Annotated in this window: 24 protein-coding genes and 1 other RNA gene; 17 read left to right on the top strand and 8 right to left on the bottom strand. The window is 40.2% G+C overall.

Annotated features, from left to right (window positions below):
• The first annotated feature begins 112 nt into the window (after positions 1-112).
• Genes CXF64_RS09635 through murA form a run of 7 tightly spaced genes read left to right on the top strand, consistent with a single transcriptional unit; the run spans position 113 to position 4,777 of the window.
• On the top strand, positions 113-928 hold the full coding sequence (locus CXF64_RS09635; RefSeq protein WP_101216913.1) for an ATP-binding cassette domain-containing protein: 816 nt from the start codon (positions 113-115) through the stop codon (positions 926-928).
• Positions 928-1,707: a lipid asymmetry maintenance ABC transporter permease subunit MlaE gene (mlaE, locus tag CXF64_RS09630; protein ID WP_002957949.1), complete on the top strand. Its 780-nt coding sequence runs from the start codon at positions 928-930 to the stop codon at positions 1,705-1,707. The genes CXF64_RS09635 and mlaE overlap by 1 nt, the downstream gene beginning before the upstream one ends.
• A 13-nt stretch (positions 1,708-1,720) precedes the next feature.
• Positions 1,721-2,269 (top strand): outer membrane lipid asymmetry maintenance protein MlaD, encoded by a 549-nt coding sequence (mlaD, locus tag CXF64_RS09625; RefSeq protein WP_002957950.1) that lies wholly within the window; start codon positions 1,721-1,723, stop codon positions 2,267-2,269.
• Positions 2,270-2,274: 5 nt separating this feature from the next.
• Positions 2,275-2,955, top strand: a complete 681-nt coding sequence (locus tag CXF64_RS09620) for an MlaC/ttg2D family ABC transporter substrate-binding protein (protein WP_024593998.1) — start codon at positions 2,275-2,277, stop codon at positions 2,953-2,955.
• Entirely contained in the window at positions 2,948-3,241 is a 294-nt protein-coding gene (locus CXF64_RS09615; RefSeq protein WP_010554274.1) for an STAS domain-containing protein, read from the top strand. Before CXF64_RS09620 ends, CXF64_RS09615 begins: the two co-directional genes overlap by 8 nt.
• 5 nt (positions 3,242-3,246) lie before the next feature.
• Positions 3,247-3,504, top strand: coding sequence for a BolA family protein (locus CXF64_RS09610; RefSeq protein ID WP_002957953.1), 258 nt, complete (start codon positions 3,247-3,249; stop codon positions 3,502-3,504).
• 13 nt (positions 3,505-3,517) lie between these two features.
• Positions 3,518-4,777 (top strand): UDP-N-acetylglucosamine 1-carboxyvinyltransferase, encoded by a 1,260-nt coding sequence (murA, locus tag CXF64_RS09605; RefSeq protein ID WP_007580318.1) that lies wholly within the window; start codon positions 3,518-3,520, stop codon positions 4,775-4,777.
• A 100-nt stretch (positions 4,778-4,877) separates the two neighbouring features.
• Here murA and CXF64_RS09600 read toward each other — a convergent pair whose 3' ends face one another.
• The 3 genes from CXF64_RS09600 to CXF64_RS09590 all read right to left on the bottom strand — a co-directional run bounded on the left by CXF64_RS09600 (position 4,878) and on the right by CXF64_RS09590 (position 7,990).
• Positions 4,878-5,960, bottom strand: coding sequence for a trypsin-like peptidase domain-containing protein (locus tag CXF64_RS09600; RefSeq protein WP_024590199.1), 1,083 nt, complete (start codon positions 5,958-5,960; stop codon positions 4,878-4,880).
• Between the two features lie 102 nt (positions 5,961-6,062).
• A complete protein-coding gene (locus tag CXF64_RS09595) occupies positions 6,063-7,415 on the bottom strand; it encodes a Do family serine endopeptidase (RefSeq protein ID WP_010554276.1) in 1,353 nt (450 codons plus the stop codon).
• A gap of 131 nt (positions 7,416-7,546) precedes the next feature.
• Positions 7,547-7,990, bottom strand: coding sequence for a YhcB family protein (locus CXF64_RS09590; RefSeq protein WP_007580324.1), 444 nt, complete (start codon positions 7,988-7,990; stop codon positions 7,547-7,549).
• A gap of 134 nt (positions 7,991-8,124) precedes the next feature.
• On the opposite strand from CXF64_RS09590, the gene zapE reads away from it, so the two are divergent.
• The 8 genes from zapE (at position 8,125) to CXF64_RS09550 (ending at position 14,654) form a co-directional block, all read left to right on the top strand.
• Entirely contained in the window at positions 8,125-9,213 is a 1,089-nt protein-coding gene (zapE, locus tag CXF64_RS09585) for a cell division protein ZapE (protein WP_010554277.1), read from the top strand.
• Positions 9,214-9,498: 285 nt separating this feature from the next.
• On the top strand, positions 9,499-9,927 hold the full coding sequence (gene rplM / locus CXF64_RS09580) for a 50S ribosomal protein L13 (RefSeq protein WP_007378318.1): 429 nt from the start codon (positions 9,499-9,501) through the stop codon (positions 9,925-9,927).
• Positions 9,928-9,935: 8 nt separating this feature from the next.
• Entirely contained in the window at positions 9,936-10,328 is a 393-nt protein-coding gene (gene rpsI / locus CXF64_RS09575) for a 30S ribosomal protein S9 (RefSeq protein WP_024590200.1), read from the top strand.
• A gap of 580 nt (positions 10,329-10,908) precedes the next feature.
• Entirely contained in the window at positions 10,909-11,499 is a 591-nt protein-coding gene (petA, locus tag CXF64_RS09570) for a ubiquinol-cytochrome c reductase iron-sulfur subunit (RefSeq protein ID WP_007580333.1), read from the top strand.
• Complete coding sequence (locus CXF64_RS09565; RefSeq protein ID WP_007580335.1) at positions 11,499-12,764, top strand: cytochrome b; 1,266 nt, start codon at positions 11,499-11,501, stop codon at positions 12,762-12,764. Before petA ends, CXF64_RS09565 begins: the two co-directional genes overlap by 1 nt.
• Positions 12,761-13,510 (top strand): cytochrome c1, encoded by a 750-nt coding sequence (locus tag CXF64_RS09560; RefSeq protein ID WP_007580337.1) that lies wholly within the window; start codon positions 12,761-12,763, stop codon positions 13,508-13,510. The genes CXF64_RS09565 and CXF64_RS09560 overlap by 4 nt, the downstream gene beginning before the upstream one ends.
• Positions 13,511-13,590: 80 nt before the next feature.
• Positions 13,591-14,217 carry a stringent starvation protein SspA gene (gene sspA, locus CXF64_RS09555; RefSeq protein ID WP_002957965.1) on the top strand — a complete coding sequence of 209 codons (627 nt, stop codon included), beginning with the start codon at positions 13,591-13,593 and terminating at the stop codon, positions 14,215-14,217.
• Positions 14,217-14,654 carry a ClpXP protease specificity-enhancing factor gene (locus CXF64_RS09550; protein ID WP_101216894.1) on the top strand — a complete coding sequence of 146 codons (438 nt, stop codon included), beginning with the start codon at positions 14,217-14,219 and terminating at the stop codon, positions 14,652-14,654. The genes sspA and CXF64_RS09550 overlap by 1 nt, the downstream gene beginning before the upstream one ends.
• Positions 14,655-14,713: 59 nt before the next feature.
• Here CXF64_RS09550 and dolP read toward each other — a convergent pair whose 3' ends face one another.
• From dolP to CXF64_RS09530, 4 genes are read right to left on the bottom strand one after another with little or no spacing between them, the layout of a single operon-like run.
• Positions 14,714-15,280: a division/outer membrane stress-associated lipid-binding lipoprotein gene (gene dolP, locus CXF64_RS09545; protein ID WP_007582867.1), complete on the bottom strand. Its 567-nt coding sequence runs from the start codon at positions 15,278-15,280 to the stop codon at positions 14,714-14,716.
• Positions 15,273-15,866, bottom strand: a complete 594-nt coding sequence (locus tag CXF64_RS09540) for an SIS domain-containing protein (protein ID WP_002957968.1) — start codon at positions 15,864-15,866, stop codon at positions 15,273-15,275. The genes dolP and CXF64_RS09540 overlap by 8 nt, the downstream gene beginning before the upstream one ends.
• 32 nt (positions 15,867-15,898) lie before the next feature.
• Positions 15,899-16,270 carry a YraN family protein gene (locus CXF64_RS09535; RefSeq protein WP_101163627.1) on the bottom strand — a complete coding sequence of 124 codons (372 nt, stop codon included), beginning with the start codon at positions 16,268-16,270 and terminating at the stop codon, positions 15,899-15,901.
• A 19-nt stretch (positions 16,271-16,289) separates the two neighbouring features.
• Entirely contained in the window at positions 16,290-18,167 is a 1,878-nt protein-coding gene (locus tag CXF64_RS09530) for a penicillin-binding protein activator (RefSeq protein WP_101163626.1), read from the bottom strand.
• Between the two features lie 61 nt (positions 18,168-18,228).
• Here CXF64_RS09530 and rsmI point away from each other — a divergent pair, with 61 nt between their 5' ends.
• A complete protein-coding gene (gene rsmI / locus CXF64_RS09525) occupies positions 18,229-19,086 on the top strand; it encodes a 16S rRNA (cytidine(1402)-2'-O)-methyltransferase (RefSeq protein WP_010554279.1) in 858 nt (285 codons plus the stop codon).
• Positions 19,087-19,128: 42 nt separating this feature from the next.
• Positions 19,129-19,493, top strand: an RNA gene (rnpB, locus tag CXF64_RS09520) — RNase P RNA component class A.
• A 75-nt stretch (positions 19,494-19,568) separates the two neighbouring features.
• On the opposite strand, the gene CXF64_RS09515 is transcribed toward rnpB, so the two are convergent.
• Positions 19,569-20,648, bottom strand: coding sequence for a mechanosensitive ion channel family protein (locus CXF64_RS09515; RefSeq protein WP_101216893.1), 1,080 nt, complete (start codon positions 20,646-20,648; stop codon positions 19,569-19,571).
• Positions 20,649-20,677 lie beyond the last annotated feature (29 nt).

Below are 20,677 nucleotides of genomic sequence, written 5' to 3'. Positions count from 1 at the left end.
GTTTTGAGCGAGTCTTATAATCCTTTTCATGGGTGTATTACAAAATCTTACGAATTGTTTTTTCCATCTTTGACAAAAAAGCTTTAAAATAGGTGCACTAGTGAACATTTTTATGGAGAGCGACTTGTCGCAATCAATAGTAGAAGTCAAGGATGTTAGCTTTTCGAGAGGCAATAGAATCATATATAAAAATATGAGTTTTAGCGTTCCTAAAGGTAAAATTACTGCGATCATGGGGCCAAGCGGAATTGGCAAAACCACTATGTTGCGTTTAATTGGTGGTCAGCTTAAACCAGATTCAGGTGATATTTTATTTGAAGGTGGCAGCATTCCTAAAATGTCTCGTAAAGAGTTATACGAAGCACGTACTAAAATGAGCATGCTTTTTCAAAGTGGTGCGCTGTTTACTGATATGTCAGTATTTGACAATATTGCGTTTCCTATAAGAGAGCACACAAAGCTAAGTGAAGACCTTATCCGATTAGTTGTATTAATGAAATTGCAAGCGGTTGGGCTACGTGGCGCTAAAGATTTAATGCCCTCTGAGTTATCGGGCGGTATGGCAAGACGTGCTGCACTTGCGCGCGCTATAGCACTTGATCCAGAGCTAATCATGTACGATGAACCATTTGCAGGACAAGATCCTATTTCGATGGGCGTATTGGTTAAGCTAATTAAGTCGCTTAACGAAGTATTGAGTTTATCGTCTTTAATTGTGACACACGATGTGACAGAGGTAATGAGTATTGCCGATCACGTTATAATTATCGCCGATCAAGGTGTAATTGGTTGTGGTACTCCTGATGAAATGCGCAATCATGAATCTCCTTTAGTTCAACAGTTTTTAAAAGGCTTGTCGGATGGTCCAGTACCATTTCATTTTCCGGCTCAAGCTTATGCAGATGAACTGCTTGGAGAAAAAGCATAATGTTGGATTTATTTCAAAAGCTAGGGCATAAAACGCTAGGACGTTTTGCGGCTCTTGGCCGTTCGGCTTATATGCTGTTTAGTGCGCTTGCGCATGTTCCTAATTTTAAAAAAGGCACACCGTTACTTGTTCGCCAACTTTATATGGTCGGTTCGCAATCGTTGCTGATTATTATGGTGTCGGGTTTGTTTATCGGCATGGTGTTGGCTCTACAAGGTTACACCGTATTAGTTGGTTATGGCGCTGAGGATAGTTTAGGGCCGTTAGTGGCACTGAGTTTATTGCGAGAACTGGGCCCAGTTGTTACTGCATTACTATTTGCAGGACGCGCAGGTAGCGCATTGACTGCTGAAATTGGCTTAATGAAAGCAACAGAGCAACTTTCATCACTTGAGATGATGGCAATCGATCCGCTAAAACGAATTATTGCACCGCGCTTTTGGGCGGGTTTTATAAGCATGCCATTGCTTGCATTGATATTTTCAGCCGTAGCAATCATAGGCGCTCATTTAGTGGGTGTAGATTGGCTGGGGGTTGATACAGGTAGTTTTTGGTCAATCATGCAATCACAAGTGTCGTTTCAGCAAGACATACTAAACGGTATTATTAAGAGTTTTGTATTTGCCATAGTGGTGACCTGGATTGCGCTTTATAAAGGATATGACTGTGTGCCGACCTCAGAAGGGATCAGCAAAGCAACCACCGAAACGGTTGTTCATTCGTCATTAGCAGTTTTAGGTTTTGACTTTATTTTGACAGCGGTAATGTTTACCAGCTAATAGGGTATAGATAATGAATTCACGGAAATTAGAAATTTTAGTTGGTTTTTTTGTAGCACTTGGCATTTTAGCTTTTGCGATGCTTGCACTTAAAGTTGCCAATTCAGGTATTAGTGGCTCTGGCGAAACATATACGCTTAATGCCAAGTTTGAAAACATTGGCTCGTTAAAAGCGCGTGCACCGGTAAAAGTAGGTGGTGTTGTAATTGGTCGTGTTGAATCAATTTATGTTCACCCACAAGAATTTTTACCAGTCGTTAATATGACTATTGATGCACAGTACTTATGTCGTTTTTCAGACACGAGTTCAATCTCTATTTTAACGTCGGGTATTTTAGGCGAGCAGTACTTAGGTATTCACCCTGTCATTTCTCCAGATTCGGCTAAACAACGTTGTTTAGGCGAAACAGTGACTGAAAACAAGCAAGATGAAGCAATTGACGATTTGTTTGGTGTGGAAAGTAAAGCACTAGGTGATGGCGATTCAATTACTGATACTAAGTCTGCCATTGTACTTGAAGAATTAATCGGGCAGTTTTTATTCAACCAAGGTAGTGAGTAATTATTATGTTGAAAAAGTTTTTAGCTATTGTAGCAATTAGCACAATGACGCTAACTCAAAGCGTAAGTGCAGCAGATGTGAAATTAATCGATCCAAATAAAATGGTACGCCAAGTTGCCGATAATACATTTGCACGTATTAAAAAAGATCAGCCATTAATTGTTAAGAATCAAGAGCATCTTCGCGTAATCGTTGAAGAAGAATTAATGCCTTATATCGACTACAAATATGCAGCACTTCGCGTACTAGGTAGTGAAGTATCTAAAGTACGTGCAATTACCGACGAAGCTGAAAAAGCCAAAGCAATTAAAGAAATTCAACGCTTTATTGGTGTGTTTAGAGAGTATTTAGTTGCTACTTATGCAGGTGTATTCACTCAATATACAAACCAGAAAGTTGAGTTTGGTGCAGAACAAGCATTTAAAGGCAAAGATGTCGTTGTCGTTAAAACTAAAATTATTGAAGATGGTAAACCTGATATCAGAATCGATTTTAAAGTACGCGAAGACCGTGACGGTGAATGGCGCGCGTACGATATGATTGCTGAAGGTATTAGTTTACTAGATGCAAAACAAAGTGAGCTACAAGGTATTTTGCGTCAGCAAGGTATTGATAATGTAAGTAACCTTTTAGAGCAAAAGAGTCAGCTACCAGTTCAGTTCAGAGGCAGTAACTCGAATGACTAAATTGGCAATAAGCCAAGTTGATGGACAACATTTTCGAGTAAACGGTGAGCTTACTCGAAATTCAATTGGCGATGAACAGCTTCTGAACAACAAGCTATTAACCAAGCATAAAATCATCTATTTCGACCTAAGTGGTGTATCTAGGGTTGACACAGCGGGCTTAGCTTGGTTAATTCACTCTTTTGCAGAATTAAAGCAGCAAGGCATTCGCCTTGAATTGCAAAACCTACCTGAGCAATTGCAAAATTTAATGCAACTGGGTCAGGTTACAACCCTATTTGAGTGAGAGTTATGGAAACTAGCCAAGTCGAAACATTATTACGCGAAGAACTTCAATTAGCTGAAGTACATGTAAAAGCCAATGGTAGTCATTATGAAGTTGTTGCAGTAGGTGAATGCTTTGACGGTTTAAGCCGAGTTAAAAAGCAGCAGCTAGTTTATGGCCCATTAATGAATACAATTTCAGATGGCACAATTCACGCAGTATCTATTCGTGCATTTACTCCTGTAGAGTGGAAGCGTGAACAAAAATTTATTTTACCGCAATAAATAGGGCCTCTTAATGGATCAATTTGTAATTCAAGGTGGTACTTCACTTGCTGGTGAAGTGACTATTTCTGGCGCTAAAAATGCCGCACTTCCTATTTTGTTTGCTTCATTATTAGCTGATGGAAAAAGTACATTTACTAATGTACCGCGCCTTCGCGATATAGTGACCACTGAAGCCTTATTAAAAACTCTAGGCGCTGATGTTAATTGGCACGGCGATACGCTAGTGATTGACGGCGCAACGGTTAATAAAACATTAGCGCCATACGACTTAGTTAAGCAAATGCGTGCCTCTGTACTTGCATTAGGCCCTTTAGTTGCTCGTTTTGGTGAAGCTCAAGTGTCTTTACCTGGTGGGTGTGCTATTGGTGCTCGCCCTGTTGATATACATATTCAAGGTTTGGAGCGCATGGGCGCACAAATAAACGTTGAAAATGGTTATATTAATGCCAAGGTAAACGGTCGCTTAAAAGGCGCTGAAATCTTTATGGAAATGGTAAGCGTAGGCGCTACCGAAAATCTATTGATGGCAGCAGCCCTCGCTGATGGTAAAACCATACTTGATAACGCTGCACGCGAGCCCGAAATAATTGATTTAGCTAACTGCTTAATTGCTATGGGCGCTAAAATTACGGGTGCAGGCACTAGCCGCATTGAAGTTGAAGGCGTTGAGCGTTTAGCAGGATGCGAGCACAGCATTTTACCAGATAGAATAGAAACAGGTACGTTTTTAGTCGCTGCAGCAATGGCAGGCGGTGAAGTACTTTGTAAAAACACTGACTTTCATTCTCTTGAGCCTGTGATTGAAAAGCTACGTGCAACAAATGCACACTTAGAAGTACATAACGACAGTATTTATCTTGATATGCGTGGCCGAGAACTGAGAGCCGTGAATATTAAAACAGCTCCACACCCAGGTTTCCCTACGGATATGCAAGCTCAGTTTACAGCATTGAATGTAGTAGCAAATGGTAGTGCAACGATTACAGAAACGATTTTTGAAAACCGTTTTATGCATGTACCAGAGTTACAGCGTATGGGTGCTAATATTCGTTTAGAAGGGCATACCGCAATTTGTGGTGAGACTGAGAGCTTAACGGGCGCGCAGGTGATGGCAACCGACCTACGCGCTTCAGCTAGCTTAATCTTAACGGGTATAGTGGCACAGGGTGAAACGGTTGTTGACCGTATTTATCACGTTGATAGAGGCTATCAGCGCATTGAAGATAAGCTAAGTGCGTTGGGTGCAAATATTAAACGTCGAAGTAGTTAAGTAGATATTTAACTAGCTAAGCTATTTTAAAAAGGTCGGATACGCAAATTGCTATCCGACCTTTTTATTGACGATTTATGCAGGTTAGTATTATTTTTTATTAAAGCTTTGTTTCAAGCTCAGCTACCACCACCATGATTTTTTCTATTTTACCATTCCGGTAAAGCTCAAATTCTATTTCTTTACCTGGTTCTGTATTACCTATTTCTTCCAGCACTTTTTGTGGATTTGCTACCGAAAGCCCTGCAATTTTAATAACAATATCTTGCTCTTCAATACCCGCTTGCCATGCTGGTCCCAAGGGGTCTAAGTTAGTAATACGCATGCCAGTAACTGGGGTTAGGCTGTCGTTCACTTCTTTGCCGGTACTATCTACTGCTGTACCTTCAAAGCCCAAATAGCCGCGCACAACGCGACCATGACGGATGAGCTTACCCATTACTTTTTTAGCAAGTGAGTAAGGAACCGCAAAGAATATTCCTTGAATATTCAAGTTCTCACGCGTTTTAAACTGCGCAGAAGTAATGCCAACTAAATCACCATTGGAGTTAACTAATGCGCCGCCAGAGTTGCCCACATTAATAGCCGCATCCATTTGCAATAAGTTATTGTACGGACTGTCTGTAATTTTTTGCTTACCCGTTGCGCTAATAATGCCTTGCGTGATTGTTTGGCCTAAATTAAGCGGGTTACCTATGGCAAGTACAACATCGCCTACATTGGATACATAGCTATCATTTACAGGTATTACCGGAAGGTGATCTGCATTGATTTTAAGTAAGGCTAGATCAGTAATAGTATCAAAACCAATTAGCTGTACATCAAAAAAGCGTCTGCCATCGGTTAGAATAACCATAATTTGATCTGCATTATTAACAACATGGTAGTTGGTAAGAATGTAACCGTCTTGCGACATGATGACGCCAGAGCCTAGCTCTTGTACCGTGTTTTTTCTTTTATAACGAGGTTCTTTGGAAATACTTTCTGAAAAAATAGTAACCACAGAAGGAGCTGCTCGTTTAACTGCATCAGAAAAACTCAGGTGACTCGAACTCATTGCGCTTGGTAGGGGAACATTTGGGAGTAAAGCAGCTCGCATATTAGGGCTGAAAAAAACCACTAAAAAAGCAATACTTAGGCCTGCAAATAAAGGGGGAAGAATAAATTTTATTAGTTTCAGCACGATTTTCTTATTATGTAAGTGAGCAATCTCTTTATGATGACATAAAAAAAATAACAGCGGCAAGTGCCACTGTTATTTTTATTACATTAATAGTGCTATTTATTACTGAATTAAAATAAATATAGACTCACGACCACGTTGCACGCCAAGTACTATATTACCTTTTGTACTGTCGATGATTTTATTCATGTCGCGAATCGTTTCAACTCGTTGACGATTCACTTGCATAATAATATCACCTTCTTCAAGGCCAACACGGGCAGACGGTGAGCGAGGATCTACAGAAGTAACCTCAACACCTTTATTACTATTCTTTTGTACATTTTCAAGTGTCGCGCCTTGGAATGCAGGATGCAGCTCTTCACCGGTCGCTGTAACACCTGATGCACCATCAAGAGTTACTTTCACTGTTTTAATTTTACCATCGCGGTAAATGCCTAGTTTTATCTCACGGCCTTCACCTAGAGTAGCAATTTTGCTGCGTAGTTCATGAAAGCCACTAATGTCGCCACCGTTTATGCTAACAATAACGTCACCAGCTTCAATTCCAGCCTTACTTGCGGCAGTGTCGTCCATTACTTGCATTACATAAGCACCTTGTTTGACATCAAGTTGCTGTGCTTTTGCAAGTCCAGCATCAAGTGGACGACCAGAAATGCCTAACGAGCCTCGACGCACTTCACCATGTTCAATAATTTGATCGACTAGATTTTTCATCATATTAGATGGAATCGCAAAACCAATGCCCACGTTGCCGCCAGAAGCACCTAAAATAGCGGTATTAATGCCAATCAACTCACCATTGAGGTTAACTAAGGCACCGCCAGAATTACCTTGGTTAATAGCTGCGTCGGTTTGAATGAAATCTTCGTAGCCCTCAATGTTTAAACCACTTCGACCAAGGGCACTAACAATACCTGATGTAACTGTGTGGCTAAGACCAAATGGGTTACCAATAGCGACAGCAAAGTCACCCACTCGTAAATTATCTGAGTTAGCGAGTTTGATTTCGGTTAAGTCATCAGCGTCTATTTGTAAAAGAGCGATGTCTGATTCTGTGTCAGTACCAATTTTAGTTGCTTCAAATTCACGGCCATCTTCGAGAGTAACTACCATTTTTTCGGCGTCTTGGATTACGTGGTTATTAGTCACTACATAGCCCTCATCAGCATCAATAATGACCCCAGAGCCTAATCCACTAAATTGGCGTTTTTGACTGCGAGGCTGTTGCTGTCCAAAAAAATATTCGAGAGGATCTGCACGGCGGCGTACTTCTTTAGAGCCTGAAACTTGGATACTTACAACACCAGGAGATATTTTCTCTAGCATGGGCGCAAGAGTGGGTAGTTGTTGACCATTTACTGCGATTGGCATTTTTGCATAAGACGCTACAGGGCTCATTAATAAGCTTGTAGATAGAATAGCTGCGCTGATAAGTGATAATTTCATTTTCATAGTCAGGGGTAACTCCACTTAAGATAAAGCAAAAACAAAAAGGGCTACTTTAAAAGCAGCCCTTTTTGGTTTATTAAGATAAAACAACAAAGCTGTTATATCTAAAGACTATGGGGTCTAAAAAAAGTTCATCAAGATACTTTAGAATGTTCTGAAACTTTATTTTGACCAGCAAATAAACCAGATTCACCCGATACATAATCAGCTGGTTGTGCTGCGGCTGAAGAACGATCTGAACGACGCTCTTTTAAAGACGCTTGTAGTTGTTCTGTTGTTTCTTTAGAAAAATAAGGTTCAGCTGGTGCTTTATTTCTATCTTCTAGAAGAAGTTGGTTTGTTTCCTCAACATGACTAAGCAGTTGATCATAGTTTTCTTTCATTTTATTTACGAGCTTGCCAGTATTCGCTAAATGATCAGCTACATCTTGACGATACTGCTCTAACGCATTTTCAGCTTGCTCTGCCTGCTCTTTTAATTCATCTTGTTTGAATTGTTTTTTAGTAACAAATGCGCCAATAAAAAATGCTACAACAGCAGCAATAACAATTAAACCTACCCACATAACTGTGCCCATAAAAACTACCCCTTTGGGAAAATAACTAACGAATGCCGATTCAATTATAAATCATACTAAGTGTAATATACCCCGAGTTATGATGCGTGTTAATATGCTTTGCAAATTAAACTGTGTTTTAACTGTAAATAGATATGACTCCTTGGCAAACATACCAACAAGACTTAAAGCGAGATGACTTTGTACACGACGCAGCACAAGAAAATGCTGTGCGCCATTTACAACGTCTATACGATGACCTGACTCAGGCAAAGCCAAAACAAAAAGGTTTTTTTGCTAAGTTATTTAGTAAAGATGAACCTGCGCCTATAAAAGGTTTGTACTTTTGGGGTGGAGTAGGGCGTGGTAAAACTTATTTAGTTGACACTTTTTACGAATCACTACCGGGCACACGTAAAATGCGCGTGCACTTTCATCGATTTATGCACCGAGTGCATAATGAGCTTAAAAAACTAAACAATACGGCTAATCCATTAGAAAAAATAGCCGACACTTTCAAAGCAGAAACAGACATAATTTGTTTTGATGAGTTTTTTGTTCAAGACATTACCGATGCTATGTTGCTAGGTGGCTTAATGGAAGCGCTATTTGCACGGGGTATAGTACTTGTTGCTACATCTAATATAGTGCCTGATGAGCTTTACAGAAATGGCTTGCAGCGTGCCCGCTTTGTCCCTGCTATAGAACTGGTTAAGCTCAATACAGAAATAGTTAATGTAGACTCAGGTATTGATTATCGGTTGCGTACCTTAGAGCAAGCCGAAATTTTTCATAGTCCGTTAGATAAAGAAGCGGATAAAAACTTATTTGAATACTTCGATAAGCTATCGTCAGAGCCTGGACAATTAGATGAGCCGATAGAGATAGAAGGTCGTTTAATCAAAACGCGAAAAGTAGCTAAATGCGTGGTGATGTTTGAGTTTAGTGAATTATGCGAAACAGCGCGTAGTCAGGTTGATTACATGGAGATTAGCCGCTTATATAATACGGTGATTATTTCTAACGTAAAACAGCTTGGGCAAACTAATGATGATGCCGCTAGACGCTTTATTGCTTTAGTGGATGAATTTTACGAGCGCCATGTAACTTTAATTATATCGGCTGAAAAACCTATTACCGAACTTTATACCCAAGGTAATTTAAACTTTGAATTTAAGCGCTGTATAAGCCGTTTGCAAGAAATGCAGTCTCTAGAGTATTTAGCTAGAGAGCATTTGGTTTAAATTAGTAGGTAAAAGTGTAATAGGTTAGCCATTAAAAGTAAGAGGTGCATATATAGTACTTCTTATTTCTAAAATTTCTTGTGGAAAAAACAACCGGCGAGTAGCAATGTGTTTTAAGTGCTGGTATACTCCCGCGTCTGCCACGTTGCGTTCTATGCCCTCATATAGTCTAGCCACTTGTGAGCGGCGCAAAAGTCTAAAACTCGAAGGGGTTATAGCAAACTTAGAGCAGTAGTTAATATTAACTACTTGTGGTTTTAATTGAAAAACATTGGATTTTTATAAATGAAAACGTTTGTTGCTAAACCAGAAACAGTAAAACGTGACTGGTACGTAGTTGACGCTGAAGGTAAAACTTTAGGTCGCATCGCTACTGAAATCGCTCATCGCCTACGCGGTAAGCATAAAGTTGAATATACACCGCACGTAGATACTGGTGATTATATCATCGTTATCAACGCTGAAAAAGTTACTGTAACTGGTAACAAATTCAAAAACAAAGTGTACTATTCACACTCTGGTTTTCCAGGTGGTCTTAAGTCTACTACTTTTGATAAACTTCAAGCTGCAAAGCCTGAAATGATCATCGAGAAGGCTGTTAAGGGCATGTTGCCACGTGGTCCTTTAGGCCGCGCTATGTACCGTAAACTTAAAGTTTACACAGGTACTGAGCACAACCATGCTGCACAACAGCCTCAGGTTCTAGACATTTAAGGAGCACCATCATGGCAAATCAATACTACGGTACAGGTCGTCGTAAAAGTTCAAGTGCTCGCGTATTCTTACGCCCAGGCACTGGTAACATCGTAATCAACAAACGCTCTCTAGAAGAGTATTTTGGTCGCGAAACAGCACGCATGGTTGTTCATCAAGCTCTTGAGCTAGTTGATATGACTGAAAAATTTGACCTTTACATCACCGTTTCTGGTGGTGGTACAACTGGTCAAGCTGGTGCTATCCGTCATGGTATCACTCGTGCACTTATGGAGTTTGACGAATCATTACGTTCACAACTTCGTAAAGCAGGTTTTGTTACACGTGATGCACGTAAAGTTGAACGTAAGAAAGTGGGTCTTAAGAAAGCGCGTAAGCGTCCACAGTTCTCAAAACGTTAATCTATACGTTATCAAGAATTCAAAAACCCAGCTTATGCTGGGTTTTTTGTTTTCAAATCAAAATGTTTACATTTGCAACTTAATATAAAGTTATTTATATCGACGGTGATACTGGGTGATTGCAGCAATTAATGATGATCAAATTGATTAATAACTGCGTATAAATCAAACGAAAGTTAAAAAACACTCAGATAGCTGCAAAAAAGTTAAATAATTATCGTAATTAGTTTAAATCCATCAGTTAATTGGTGGAATTTTTTGCTACAATTGGCATTGAAGTAAAATGAGTGAGTTTAACCGCACTATGTACAGTTTTTACTGTTTCCTCTTAGTGGTGTTGATCTTGGTCAGTATATTGTTTTTACAGAAGCGTTATTATAGTCGTTCGGCTTTATTCTCGAGCTTACTTAATCAAATTTTGATCAAGTTAGTTTTATTCGAGCATAGGGCTTTGAATAACCTTGTTTTAATCAAGGGTTTTAATTATGATCGCTTCTATTTTAAAAATTCGAATAATTAACCTGCTGTAACTGATGTTCTCAATATAGCAAGTGTTGAGAATCATAGTGGAGATAAGTGGATGAGCAATGCGCCTGTAGACAATGGCCGACGTCGCTTTTTAACCATAGCTACCTCTGTTGTAGGTGGTGTTGGTGCGGCTGGGGCTGCTGTTCCTTTTATTGCGTCTTGGAATCCAAGTGAGCGAGCTAAATCTGCGGGTGCGCCTGTAGAAGTAGATATCAGCAAACTTGAACCGGGACAATTAATACGTGTCGAGTGGCGTGGTAAACCTGTATGGGTTGTATCACGGACCCCAAAAATGCTTGAGCAAATGAAAGAACACGAAGGTCAACTTCGTGATCCGCATTCGCAAGAGCCACAACAATTAGAATCATCAACAAATGATTACCGTTCATTACGTCCAGAAATCTTTCTGGCTGTAGGTATTTGTACGCATTTAGGGTGTTCACCTGGCTTTTTCCAAGGTAACTTTAGTGAGAAAGTTGAAGGAACCGATGATGGCTTCTATTGCCCATGTCATGGTTCTAAATTTGATATGGCTGGCCGTGTATTTCAATCGGTACCTGCTCCATTAAACTTAGAGATACCACCTTATACTTTTCTTGATGAGACCACTATTTTAGTGGGCGAAGAAAAAGGGGCAGCCTAATGTTTGGTAAGATTATTGGTTGGATAGACGACCGTATCCCAATGACACGTGTTTGGAACATGCATATTGCACAGTATCCAGCACCTAAAAACTTTAACTTCTGGTACTTTTTTGGCTCATTAGCCATGTTGGTACTAGTAAACCAAATCCTAACAGGTATTTGGTTAACGATGAACTTTGTTCCGTCTTCTGAAGGCGCATTCGCTTCAGTAGAATACATCATGCGTGATGTAGAATATGGCTGGTTATTACGTTACTTGCACTCAACTGGTGCATCAGCGTTTTTCATCGTTGTATACATGCATATGTTCCGTGGCATGATCTACGGTTCTTATCAAAAACCACGTGAGTTACTGTGGTTATTTGGTATGTTTATTTTCTTAGCGCTAATGGCTGAAGCATTCATGGGGTATTTATTACCATGGGGGCAAATGTCGTTCTGGGGTGCACAGGTAATCATCTCCTTATTCGGGGCTATTCCGGTTATTGGTGATGACTTAACACTTTGGATCCGTGGTGACTATGTAATATCAGGTGCAACGCTTAACCGCTTCTTTGCATTACATGTAATTGCACTACCATTGGTTATCGTAATCTTAGTTTTCTTACACATTGTTGCTCTACATGAAGTGGGTTCAAATAACCCTGAAGGTATTGAGATTAAACGTAAGAAAGGCTCAGTAGCTGAAGAAGATAAGCCTAAATTTAAATTTCATGAGTATTACACTGACAAGAAAGATATTGTTGATGCGATACCATTCCACCCTTACTACACAGTTAAAGATATTGTGGGTGTGGTTGGTTTCTTAATATTGTTCTGTTGGGTTGTGTTCTTTATGCCAGCGATGAATGGCTTCTTTTTAGAAGGTCCAAACTTCGAGGCAGCTAACCCACTTAAAACACCTGAGCATATTTTCCCGGTTTGGTACTTTACGCCATTCTATGCAATCTTACGTGCAATCCCTGATAAGTTAATCGGTGTTGCGGCGATGGGTGCATCGATTGTGGTACTTGCGTTACTACCTTGGGTAGACCGTGGTAGAGTTAAATCGGTTCGTTACCGTTGTGGTTTCCATAAATGGAACATTGCAGGTTTTGTTGTAACTTTCGTTCTTCTAGGTTGGGTGGGCGCAACTCCACAAACTGATATGAAAACGATTATTTCTCAAATCTGTACTGTGACTTACTTTATGTTCTTCGTACTGTTGTTTGTATACAGTAAGAACGAAAAAACTAAGCCATTGCCAGAGAGGTTAACGAAATGATGAAGAAGCTTATTATTGGTTTATTTGCTTTATCAGTAAACTTGTTGCCGAACATGGTTATGGCAGCGGGTCCATCGGTTCCTTTAATGGAAGCGAACAACGACCTTACTGATCAACCATCTTTACAACGCGGTGCAAAGTTGTTCATGAACTACTGTCTTGGTTGTCACCAAATGCAGTATCAACGTTATGAACGTACTTTTCGTGATATCGGTATCCCAACAGAGGTTGGTTTAGAGCAGTTGATTTTTGACGGTTCTAAAGTTGGTAGTCATATTACTAACGCGATTACAAAAGACGATGCAGCAAAATGGTTTGGTGCGGCTCCGCCGGATTTAACTCTAATTGCTCGTGTAAAATCACCAGATTATATTTACACGTACTTAAAATCGTTTTATAAAGATGAATCTCGCCCGTTTGGGGTTAACAACATTGTTTTCCCATCGGTAGGTATGCCTCACGTTCTTCAGGAACTACAAGGTTTACCAACACCTATCACTAAAGAAGTACAAGAGCATGGTCACACTGTGACTAAAGTTATTGCTACTGAAACAGATGGTACGGGCGAATTAAGCATAGATGAATACGACCAAGCGGCTCGTGATTTAACAAACTTCCTTGAGTACGTGGGTGAACCTTCACGTCTTGAATCGGAAGCGCTAGGTATTAAGGTAATAGGATTTTTAATTATCCTGTTTATCTTGGCATTTATGCTTAAGAAAGAATACTGGAGAGATGTTCATTAGGTTGAACATTTTTAAAGGTAATTTTGCAATAGGGGCTTAAGCCCCTTTTGCTGTTTTAGTTATTTAATGGAGGTATAGGCATGGCCGTAGCTGCCAATAAGCGCCCTGTAATGACCCTTTTTTCTGGTGCTAACTGTATGTATAGCCACCAAGTACGTATTGTACTTGCGGAAAAAGGTGTAAGTGTAGATATTCATTTGGCTGAAAAAGATAACTTGCCAGAAGCACTTCACGAAATTAACCCTTACGGTACAGTGCCAACACTGATTGACCGTGAGCTTGGTTTATACCAGGCAAACATCATCATGGAATACCTTGATGAACGTTTTCCTCATCCTCCACTAATGCCTGTTTACCCGGTAATGCGTGGTCGTAGCCGCTTAATGATGCATCGTATTGATACTGATTGGTACAGCCTAGCTGACAAAATCAGTAACAACACGTCAGACGCTGCTCAAGCTCGTAAAGAGCTAACAGAAGCATTGCTTGCTGTAGCACCTATTTTTAGCGAAGCACCTTACTTTATGAGTGAAGAGTTTAGCTTAGTAGACTGTTATTTAGCTCCACTATTATGGCGTTTACCAGAGTTTGGTATTGAGCTTAATGGTGCAGGTTCTAAAGAGCTTAAAGAGTACATGATCCGTTTATTTGAACGTGAGTCATTCCAAGCCTCTTTAACTGAAGCTGAGCGTGAGATCCGTTTATAATGACGCCTAATCGTCCTTATTTATTACGTGCTTTTTTTGATTGGATAGTCGATAACGAGTGTACACCGCATTTAGTGGTAGACGCTGGATTTGAAAATGTACAAGTGCCAACACAATTTGTTCAAGACGGACAAATTGTTTTAAACATAAGTCCATCAGCGGTCACACAGTTTTCGTTAGACTTAACCCAACTTAGCTTCAGTGCGCGCTTTGGTGGTCAGCCAATGCAAGTGTATGTACCTCTAGGTGCTGTGCTTGCAATATACGCGCGTGAAAATGGCGAAGGAACAGTCTTTACCGCAGATGAGTTTTTAGAGGACGAAGACGATTTTGTGCCAGAGCTTGAAAGTGTTGATTCATCAGCTGAGTTTATTGATGAAACACCACCAGAAAAGCCTGAGAAGAAAAAAGGCTCTCATTTACGCGTTATTAAATAATAAGTAAATGCCAAAAAAAACCGCTGAATAAGCGGTTTTTTTATGTCTGTATTTTGTGTTTACAAGTATTCAAATACTTTAATTACACGCTCTACGCCAGAAACATTGCGGGCAATATTTACAGCTTGAGTTGACTCAGAGTCAGATACTAAGCCCATTAAAAAAACTTCAGCATTTTCTGTCACTACTTTAATGTTATTACTGCTAATGTCTTTTGCTGTTAGTAGCTGGGCTTTTACTTTAGAAGTTAGCCAAGAGTCGTGAGTTTGTGTAGTAATGCCAGTATTTGAGCCAATACGAATTTGGTTATGTATTTTACGAATACCTGAAACGCCCTCAATGGTGCGCTGCGCTTCGTTTCTCATTTCTTCGTTAGATACTTGGCCAACAAGTAAAACAATACCGTTAACGCTTACAGCGCTTATATTGGCAAACTTTTCAAGACGTTCTACTTCGCTAAGTGCAATACTGGCTTTTATTTCAATGTTGTTATCGTCAATTTGAGAGCCAATAGTACGGCGGTCGTTCGCTGCAGTTACTGCACTGGCTGTACCTGCAACAACAGCGGCTGCGCAGCCTTGCAGTAATACAACAGTACCTAAAACAATAAGAGAGCGTTTAAACATAATTTTCATCCTGAGGGAAAAGCGTTAAATCAACAAGTTCGCTTAAACAATGTAAGTTAACTAAATGGGATTCGATAATGCGGCTAGGGCGTTTAGATGGCGATCTAATTTCAACATCGTTAGGGCCAAGTAGGCCTACCAACTCGCCACCATCATCACCAACCATAACTATGACCTTCATATCTTTAGTTAGTGCAGCTTCAACGGCAGAAATAACATGTTTTTCGTTACCGTTTATAGCCAGTACAAGCAATAAATCACCTTGTTGGGCAAAAGCGCGGACTTGGCGAGCAAATGTATCGTGATCGTCCACTTGAGTACTTTGCCCCAGATTAACGTTTTCTTGCGATAGAGCAATTGCAGGTAAGCAGGGACGTTCGGTTTCATAATGATTAACCAACACACCCGCCATATGCTGAGCGAGCATGTGGCAATTTGCAGTACCGCAGCAAATGAGTTTATTTCCGTTGATCAGACTTTGTGCAATAGTAAATGCAGCTGACTCAAGCGCACTAGGTAGCACTTCACCAGCAGCGATTTGAACTTGAATGCTTTCTGTAAAAATTTCTTTAATTGTGTCTTGCATAGCCTACCAATAATTTATCTTTGTATTTGCGTTTAAAATACATTTTTAAGCCAATTAATATTAGGAGATGCTTCTCCTGTAATGGCTACATAATCAATTCTTAGAGCTTGGTTAGTTAAATTTTTAGCTGCTAAGTAATGATAAATACTACGTTTTAATCGAGCTTGTTTTTGTGGACTAAGCGCATAGTTGGCACCGCCACGAGCATTATTTTTGCGAAACTTAACCTCAACGAATACAAGGGTACCGCCTTCTTTCATAATGACATCAAGCTCACCAAAGGGGCAGTAATAATTACGCTCAATGGGTGTTAGGCCTTGAGTAACTAAGTATTTTTGCGCTTCAAGCTCATAATACTGGCCTTTTTCGCGACTATTGTGCCACAGCTCTTTAAACCACGACATGCCGCCCCCTTAATTAAGTTTAATTGATAGTTTGTATGTCACCCGCTGATTGCATAAACAAAGGTACAGGGCGTTGTGTTTCTAATTGCACAGGCTTAATGCGACGGTTTGTATATTGAGCCCAGTCGAGCATGCGTTCTATATGGCCGCTAGTATTAACAGATAACTTACCGCTTAAACCACTATATTGATTGCCTGGCATTACGCTTAACTGCCTGATGTCATGTAATATTGATACAGCATCGTACGCCATTGCAAATAAGCGCTGGCTAATATCTACTTGCTCTGGCCATAACGAATCATACTGCTGGCGTAAGTTATGTTGTTTAATTTGCGAATCGAGCATCCACGGCAATTCAGTGAAGTATAGGCCGTCTAAGTCGCCTTTGTCAGTACTGTCAATTTGTTTACTATGACTTTTAGAGCTGGCATAAAGTGGAATACGATCTGCAAATGTACTTACGTTTACATCGAGGTAGGGTTTAATTAAGCGTGTTTCTATTGCATCACCCAAAATATAAATAACGTCTATATCACTACGCGAACGGGTTTCGTTTTCTACTTCCTGTTTAAATAGTGCTTTAATCGTTTTTATGCGCTCTTTTGATTTATCAACTTCTAACAAGCTGGTAATTGTATTAGGCATATCTTTTTTATCGTTATAAAAACCTATTTGCGGCTTGGTTTCGCTATAGCGTTGCCACTGTAAGTTAAAGTAATCAACCAAGCGTTGGCCATTTGCGTTATTTGGTGCAAGCAACATAGGTTTTTGATAACCCTTAGTTAAAAAGTGTTCTAAGGCTTGTTGTACTTCGTGCTCAGGGTTTAGTGCAAAGTAATAATGCTGAAGCGAAATTCGCTCACCATCAAAGGTGTTTAAATGTAGTACCGGAGTATCAATAAGAGTTTGTGCATTGGCAAGTTTATCAATATTTGCTTTAAGTAGAGGACCAATTACAAAGTCAGGCTTTATTTCTTCAAGTTGCGCTGCAATTTCTTCTGTACTTAGGTTTTCATCAATAAAAATAGTGTCGTTGATATTTTGCGTATCAAGTGCAGCTAATACGCCAGCTTTAAGGGCATCACCTAAACGTTCGTTAGGGCCCGATTGTGGAAACAGCACAACTAAGCGCTCTATATTGATAGGAGCAAGTTCAGTAAGCATTTCATCTTGTTCAGGTAATACAGTAAAAGCCGGATGCCCAATATAGCGTCTGCGCCAATTGTTGATCGCTTGATCTAACTCTACGCCACTACTTGCATATACTTGATGATATAACGCTAGGTTAGCCCACCCTTGCTGAATAACCGAACCACGGTTAAAACGTTCAAGCGCGTAAGAAGAGAGTTGCTTTAAGTTATCCCACAAATTTTGATTAAGTTGAGGGATTTCTATATTATTTTTTGTTGCTGTTTCAGAGGCTCTAAAAAAGTAGGGTGCAGCTTTTTTAGGAAAATTTTGCGATGCGTAAATGCTGGCCGTTAAAAACTGATGCCAAGCAAAATGCTCAGGTTGAGTCAGTTGTCCGTCTAGCGACTGTAAAATAACCAAAGCTTGATCATTTTTATTCTGTTGTTTTTGTGCAAATGCAATATAAAGACGGTTTTGGATTTGATCAACACTTGCGGTTAATTCAAGCTCATTCCCAATTATCTCTAATAAAGGCCAGTTTTGCTCACTAATTGCGGCATCACGGGCGCTATACAATAACTGTATTTTATCGGCACCTTGGCGGTTTTGCGCCAATTGGTAGATAGATTGCGCACTGGTTGCCTGATTTTGCAGTGCATTAGTGCGGTTACTTACGTTATCGCTGTTTTTAGTTGGTTTTTCGGTTGTGCTACACGCCGATAACCCTGACAATATAATTAATAGACTAACTAGTTTAAGTCGCACAATGATTTCCCAATACGTTAACGCGATTTGCTTATATTACTGACTGACGCAGGAGACCTCAATGTTAAATGAGGAGAATTCACAGAAAATTGGCACTCTTTACATTGTTGCCACCCCAATTGGCAATTATGACGACTTAAGTCACCGTGCCATTGCGACATTATCGCAAGTTGACTTAATAGCTGCTGAAGACACTCGCCATACCGGCAAGCTACTTAGCCACTTTGGAATTAAGGCAAAAACGTTTGCATTACACGACCACAACGAAAAGCAAAAAGCACAACAAATTATTGATCAACTTAATCAAGGTTTAAATATTGCTTTAGTATCTGACGCTGGTACACCACTAATTAGTGATCCAGGCTACGCTGTTGTAAATCTGTGTCGTGAACAAGGTGCTCATGTTACACCTGTTCCAGGTGCATGTGCTGCAATTACAGCCGTATGTTGTTCAGGCTTACCAACTGACCGCTTTCAGTTTATTGGTTTTACGCCAGCTAAAAGCAAAGCTCGCCAAGACTTTTTTACCGAAGCTGTTAACTCAGGCATTACCAGCATAATGTACGAAAGTACGCACCGTATTATGGCAAGCCTTGATGATTTAGCACTAGCCCTTGGTGATGAGCAGCAAGTTGTGTTTGCTAAAGAGCTAACCAAAACCTTTGAAACATTTTTTAATGGTAGTGTAAGTGAGCTTAAACAGTTTTTAACTGATGATCCTACCAAGCAGCGCGGCGAAATAGTGCTTATGCTTCCGGGCAAACCAAAGCAAATAGACGATGTTCCGCCTGAAGCGCGCAAAATGCTGGCACTGCTTGAAAGTGAAATGCCAATGAAAAAGGCCTGTGGTGTGGTTGCAGAATACTTTGGTATGAAGAAAAACGCTCTATACAAAACAATTATTGAAGAAAAAGAGTAAATTTTACTGCGCTTGGTATTAGCCTCATGTATACTGCGCGCCGAGTCAGCCAAGATGATCGCTGCCTGTGACGAAAATGATCAGGGGGAGGAAAGTCCGGGCTCCATAGGGCAGAGTGCCAGCTAACGGCTGGGGGGCGTGAGCCCACGACAAGTGCAGCAGAGAGGAGACCGCCAATTTTCGGATTGGTAAGGGTGAAAGGGTGCGGTAAGAGCGCACCGGGCCGCTAGTAATAGTCGGTTGCAAGGTAAACTCCACTCGGAGCAAGACCAAATAGGGTTCCTTATGGCGTGGCCCACGTTGGAACCGGGTAGGTTGCTTGAGCCATAGAGCGATTTATGGCCTAGACGAATGATTATCACTTTCTTCGGAAAGGACAAAACCCGGCTTATACGGCTGACTCACTCATTCAATAAAAAGCCCGCAGTTAACGCTGCGGGCTTTTTTGTGTCTAAGTTTTAGTTAATACAATTTAAGTATTATTAAATAATATTTTTCCCTTGTTCTGGATCGCGAGATTGCTCTGCTTGTTCACGTATTTCGTCGGTATCACTACTTACATCATCAAGCGTTTTAGTTTGCTCAACAGTTTCACTTTTTTCGCTTTGTATTTGCGATGGTTGTTTTTCCTCTAAGCTAGAAGCACTTTCATTAGGGTCGGTGAGTATAATTCTCTCTCGTGCGTCATCAGGCATGCTGATGTTTTGTTTTGTGAACTCATTGACTAATTCGCGCATAAGCTGGGAGGCTACTTTTAATGGACTGTGCTGCTCGCTATTAACCCAAAAATACAAAACGAAGTTGATAGTAGATGAGCCTAAGTTTTTTATTAAAACTTGCGCGGGTGGGTCGCTAAGTACCGCATTTTGTTGATTGGCAATATCTAGGGCGAGGGTTTGTGCGCTGCGTATATCGTTATCATAGCCAATACCAATTTCTACTTTGCCGCGCATTTTTGGATTGGCAGTCAGGTTTTTAATGGTATTTTTATATACAGTCGCATTAGGTATTTGAATATGATTGCCATCGTAATCAACAAGTGTGGTTGCTCTTGCTGTTACTTTTTTAACAATACCTAATCGGCCATCCACTTCAATTACATCGTCAATTTTAAAAGGTCTTTGTACGCTCAGTAATAAACTAGCAATAAAGTTCTCTGCTATGTCTCTAAAAGCAAAGCCGAGTATTAAACCTATCAACCCAGTCCCACTCATAATAGCAACAGCAAACTGAGTAAGCCCTGCTAAACGTAAAAATAAATATACCCCAAATAAAATTATTAGGGTGCTTATGCTGCGCCTTATAACTAGGTGAACAAGCTTGCTGTCAGTCATATAGTCAATGGGTTTGATTAGTAATCTAGAAAGTGGTCCTGAAATTAAGTAACTGAGTACTAAAAGCATTATGCCGAGTAAAATAGTGGGTAATATTTGCGCTGTTACGTGAAGTAATTGCACGCCTTGCTCATAAAAGAAATTCCACGAAAGTGTATCAACTTTGATCACTTCAGTTATTGGTGTTGTATTATTTAGCGCTACACTGCTTTTTAGGGTACCGAGCATGGCTTATCTTCCGTGTTAGAGTCATTTAT

This window comes from Pseudoalteromonas sp. GutCa3, assembly GCF_002836155.1.
GTDB lineage: Bacteria > Pseudomonadota > Gammaproteobacteria > Enterobacterales > Alteromonadaceae > Pseudoalteromonas > Pseudoalteromonas arctica.
This window is presented reverse-complemented; position numbering and strand designations above follow the sequence as displayed.

Coding starts and splice junctions, on each gene's coding strand:
- CXF64_RS09540 (WP_002957968.1), bottom strand. CDS start 15,866: ATGCAAGACACAATTAAAGAAATTTTTACAGAAAGCATTCAAGTTCAA.
- dolP (WP_007582867.1), bottom strand. CDS start 15,280: ATGTTTAAACGCTCTCTTATTGTTTTAGGTACTGTTGTATTACTGCAA.
- CXF64_RS09550 (WP_101216894.1), top strand. CDS start 14,217: ATGACGCCTAATCGTCCTTATTTATTACGTGCTTTTTTTGATTGGATA.
- mlaD (WP_002957950.1), top strand. CDS start 1,721: ATGAATTCACGGAAATTAGAAATTTTAGTTGGTTTTTTTGTAGCACTT.
- CXF64_RS09595 (WP_010554276.1), bottom strand. CDS start 7,415: ATGAAAATGAAATTATCACTTATCAGCGCAGCTATTCTATCTACAAGC.
- murA (WP_007580318.1), top strand. CDS start 3,518: ATGGATCAATTTGTAATTCAAGGTGGTACTTCACTTGCTGGTGAAGTG.
- CXF64_RS09610 (WP_002957953.1), top strand. CDS start 3,247: ATGGAAACTAGCCAAGTCGAAACATTATTACGCGAAGAACTTCAATTA.
- CXF64_RS09560 (WP_007580337.1), top strand. CDS start 12,761: ATGATGAAGAAGCTTATTATTGGTTTATTTGCTTTATCAGTAAACTTG.
- rsmI (WP_010554279.1), top strand. CDS start 18,229: ATGTTAAATGAGGAGAATTCACAGAAAATTGGCACTCTTTACATTGTT.
- CXF64_RS09615 (WP_010554274.1), top strand. CDS start 2,948: ATGACTAAATTGGCAATAAGCCAAGTTGATGGACAACATTTTCGAGTA.
- rplM (WP_007378318.1), top strand. CDS start 9,499: ATGAAAACGTTTGTTGCTAAACCAGAAACAGTAAAACGTGACTGGTAC.
- CXF64_RS09535 (WP_101163627.1), bottom strand. CDS start 16,270: ATGTCGTGGTTTAAAGAGCTGTGGCACAATAGTCGCGAAAAAGGCCAG.
- petA (WP_007580333.1), top strand. CDS start 10,909: ATGAGCAATGCGCCTGTAGACAATGGCCGACGTCGCTTTTTAACCATA.
- sspA (WP_002957965.1), top strand. CDS start 13,591: ATGGCCGTAGCTGCCAATAAGCGCCCTGTAATGACCCTTTTTTCTGGT.
- CXF64_RS09565 (WP_007580335.1), top strand. CDS start 11,499: ATGTTTGGTAAGATTATTGGTTGGATAGACGACCGTATCCCAATGACA.
- CXF64_RS09620 (WP_024593998.1), top strand. CDS start 2,275: ATGTTGAAAAAGTTTTTAGCTATTGTAGCAATTAGCACAATGACGCTA.
- CXF64_RS09635 (WP_101216913.1), top strand. CDS start 113: ATGGAGAGCGACTTGTCGCAATCAATAGTAGAAGTCAAGGATGTTAGC.
- CXF64_RS09590 (WP_007580324.1), bottom strand. CDS start 7,990: ATGGGCACAGTTATGTGGGTAGGTTTAATTGTTATTGCTGCTGTTGTA.
- CXF64_RS09515 (WP_101216893.1), bottom strand. CDS start 20,648: ATGCTCGGTACCCTAAAAAGCAGTGTAGCGCTAAATAATACAACACCA.
- mlaE (WP_002957949.1), top strand. CDS start 928: ATGTTGGATTTATTTCAAAAGCTAGGGCATAAAACGCTAGGACGTTTT.
- zapE (WP_010554277.1), top strand. CDS start 8,125: ATGACTCCTTGGCAAACATACCAACAAGACTTAAAGCGAGATGACTTT.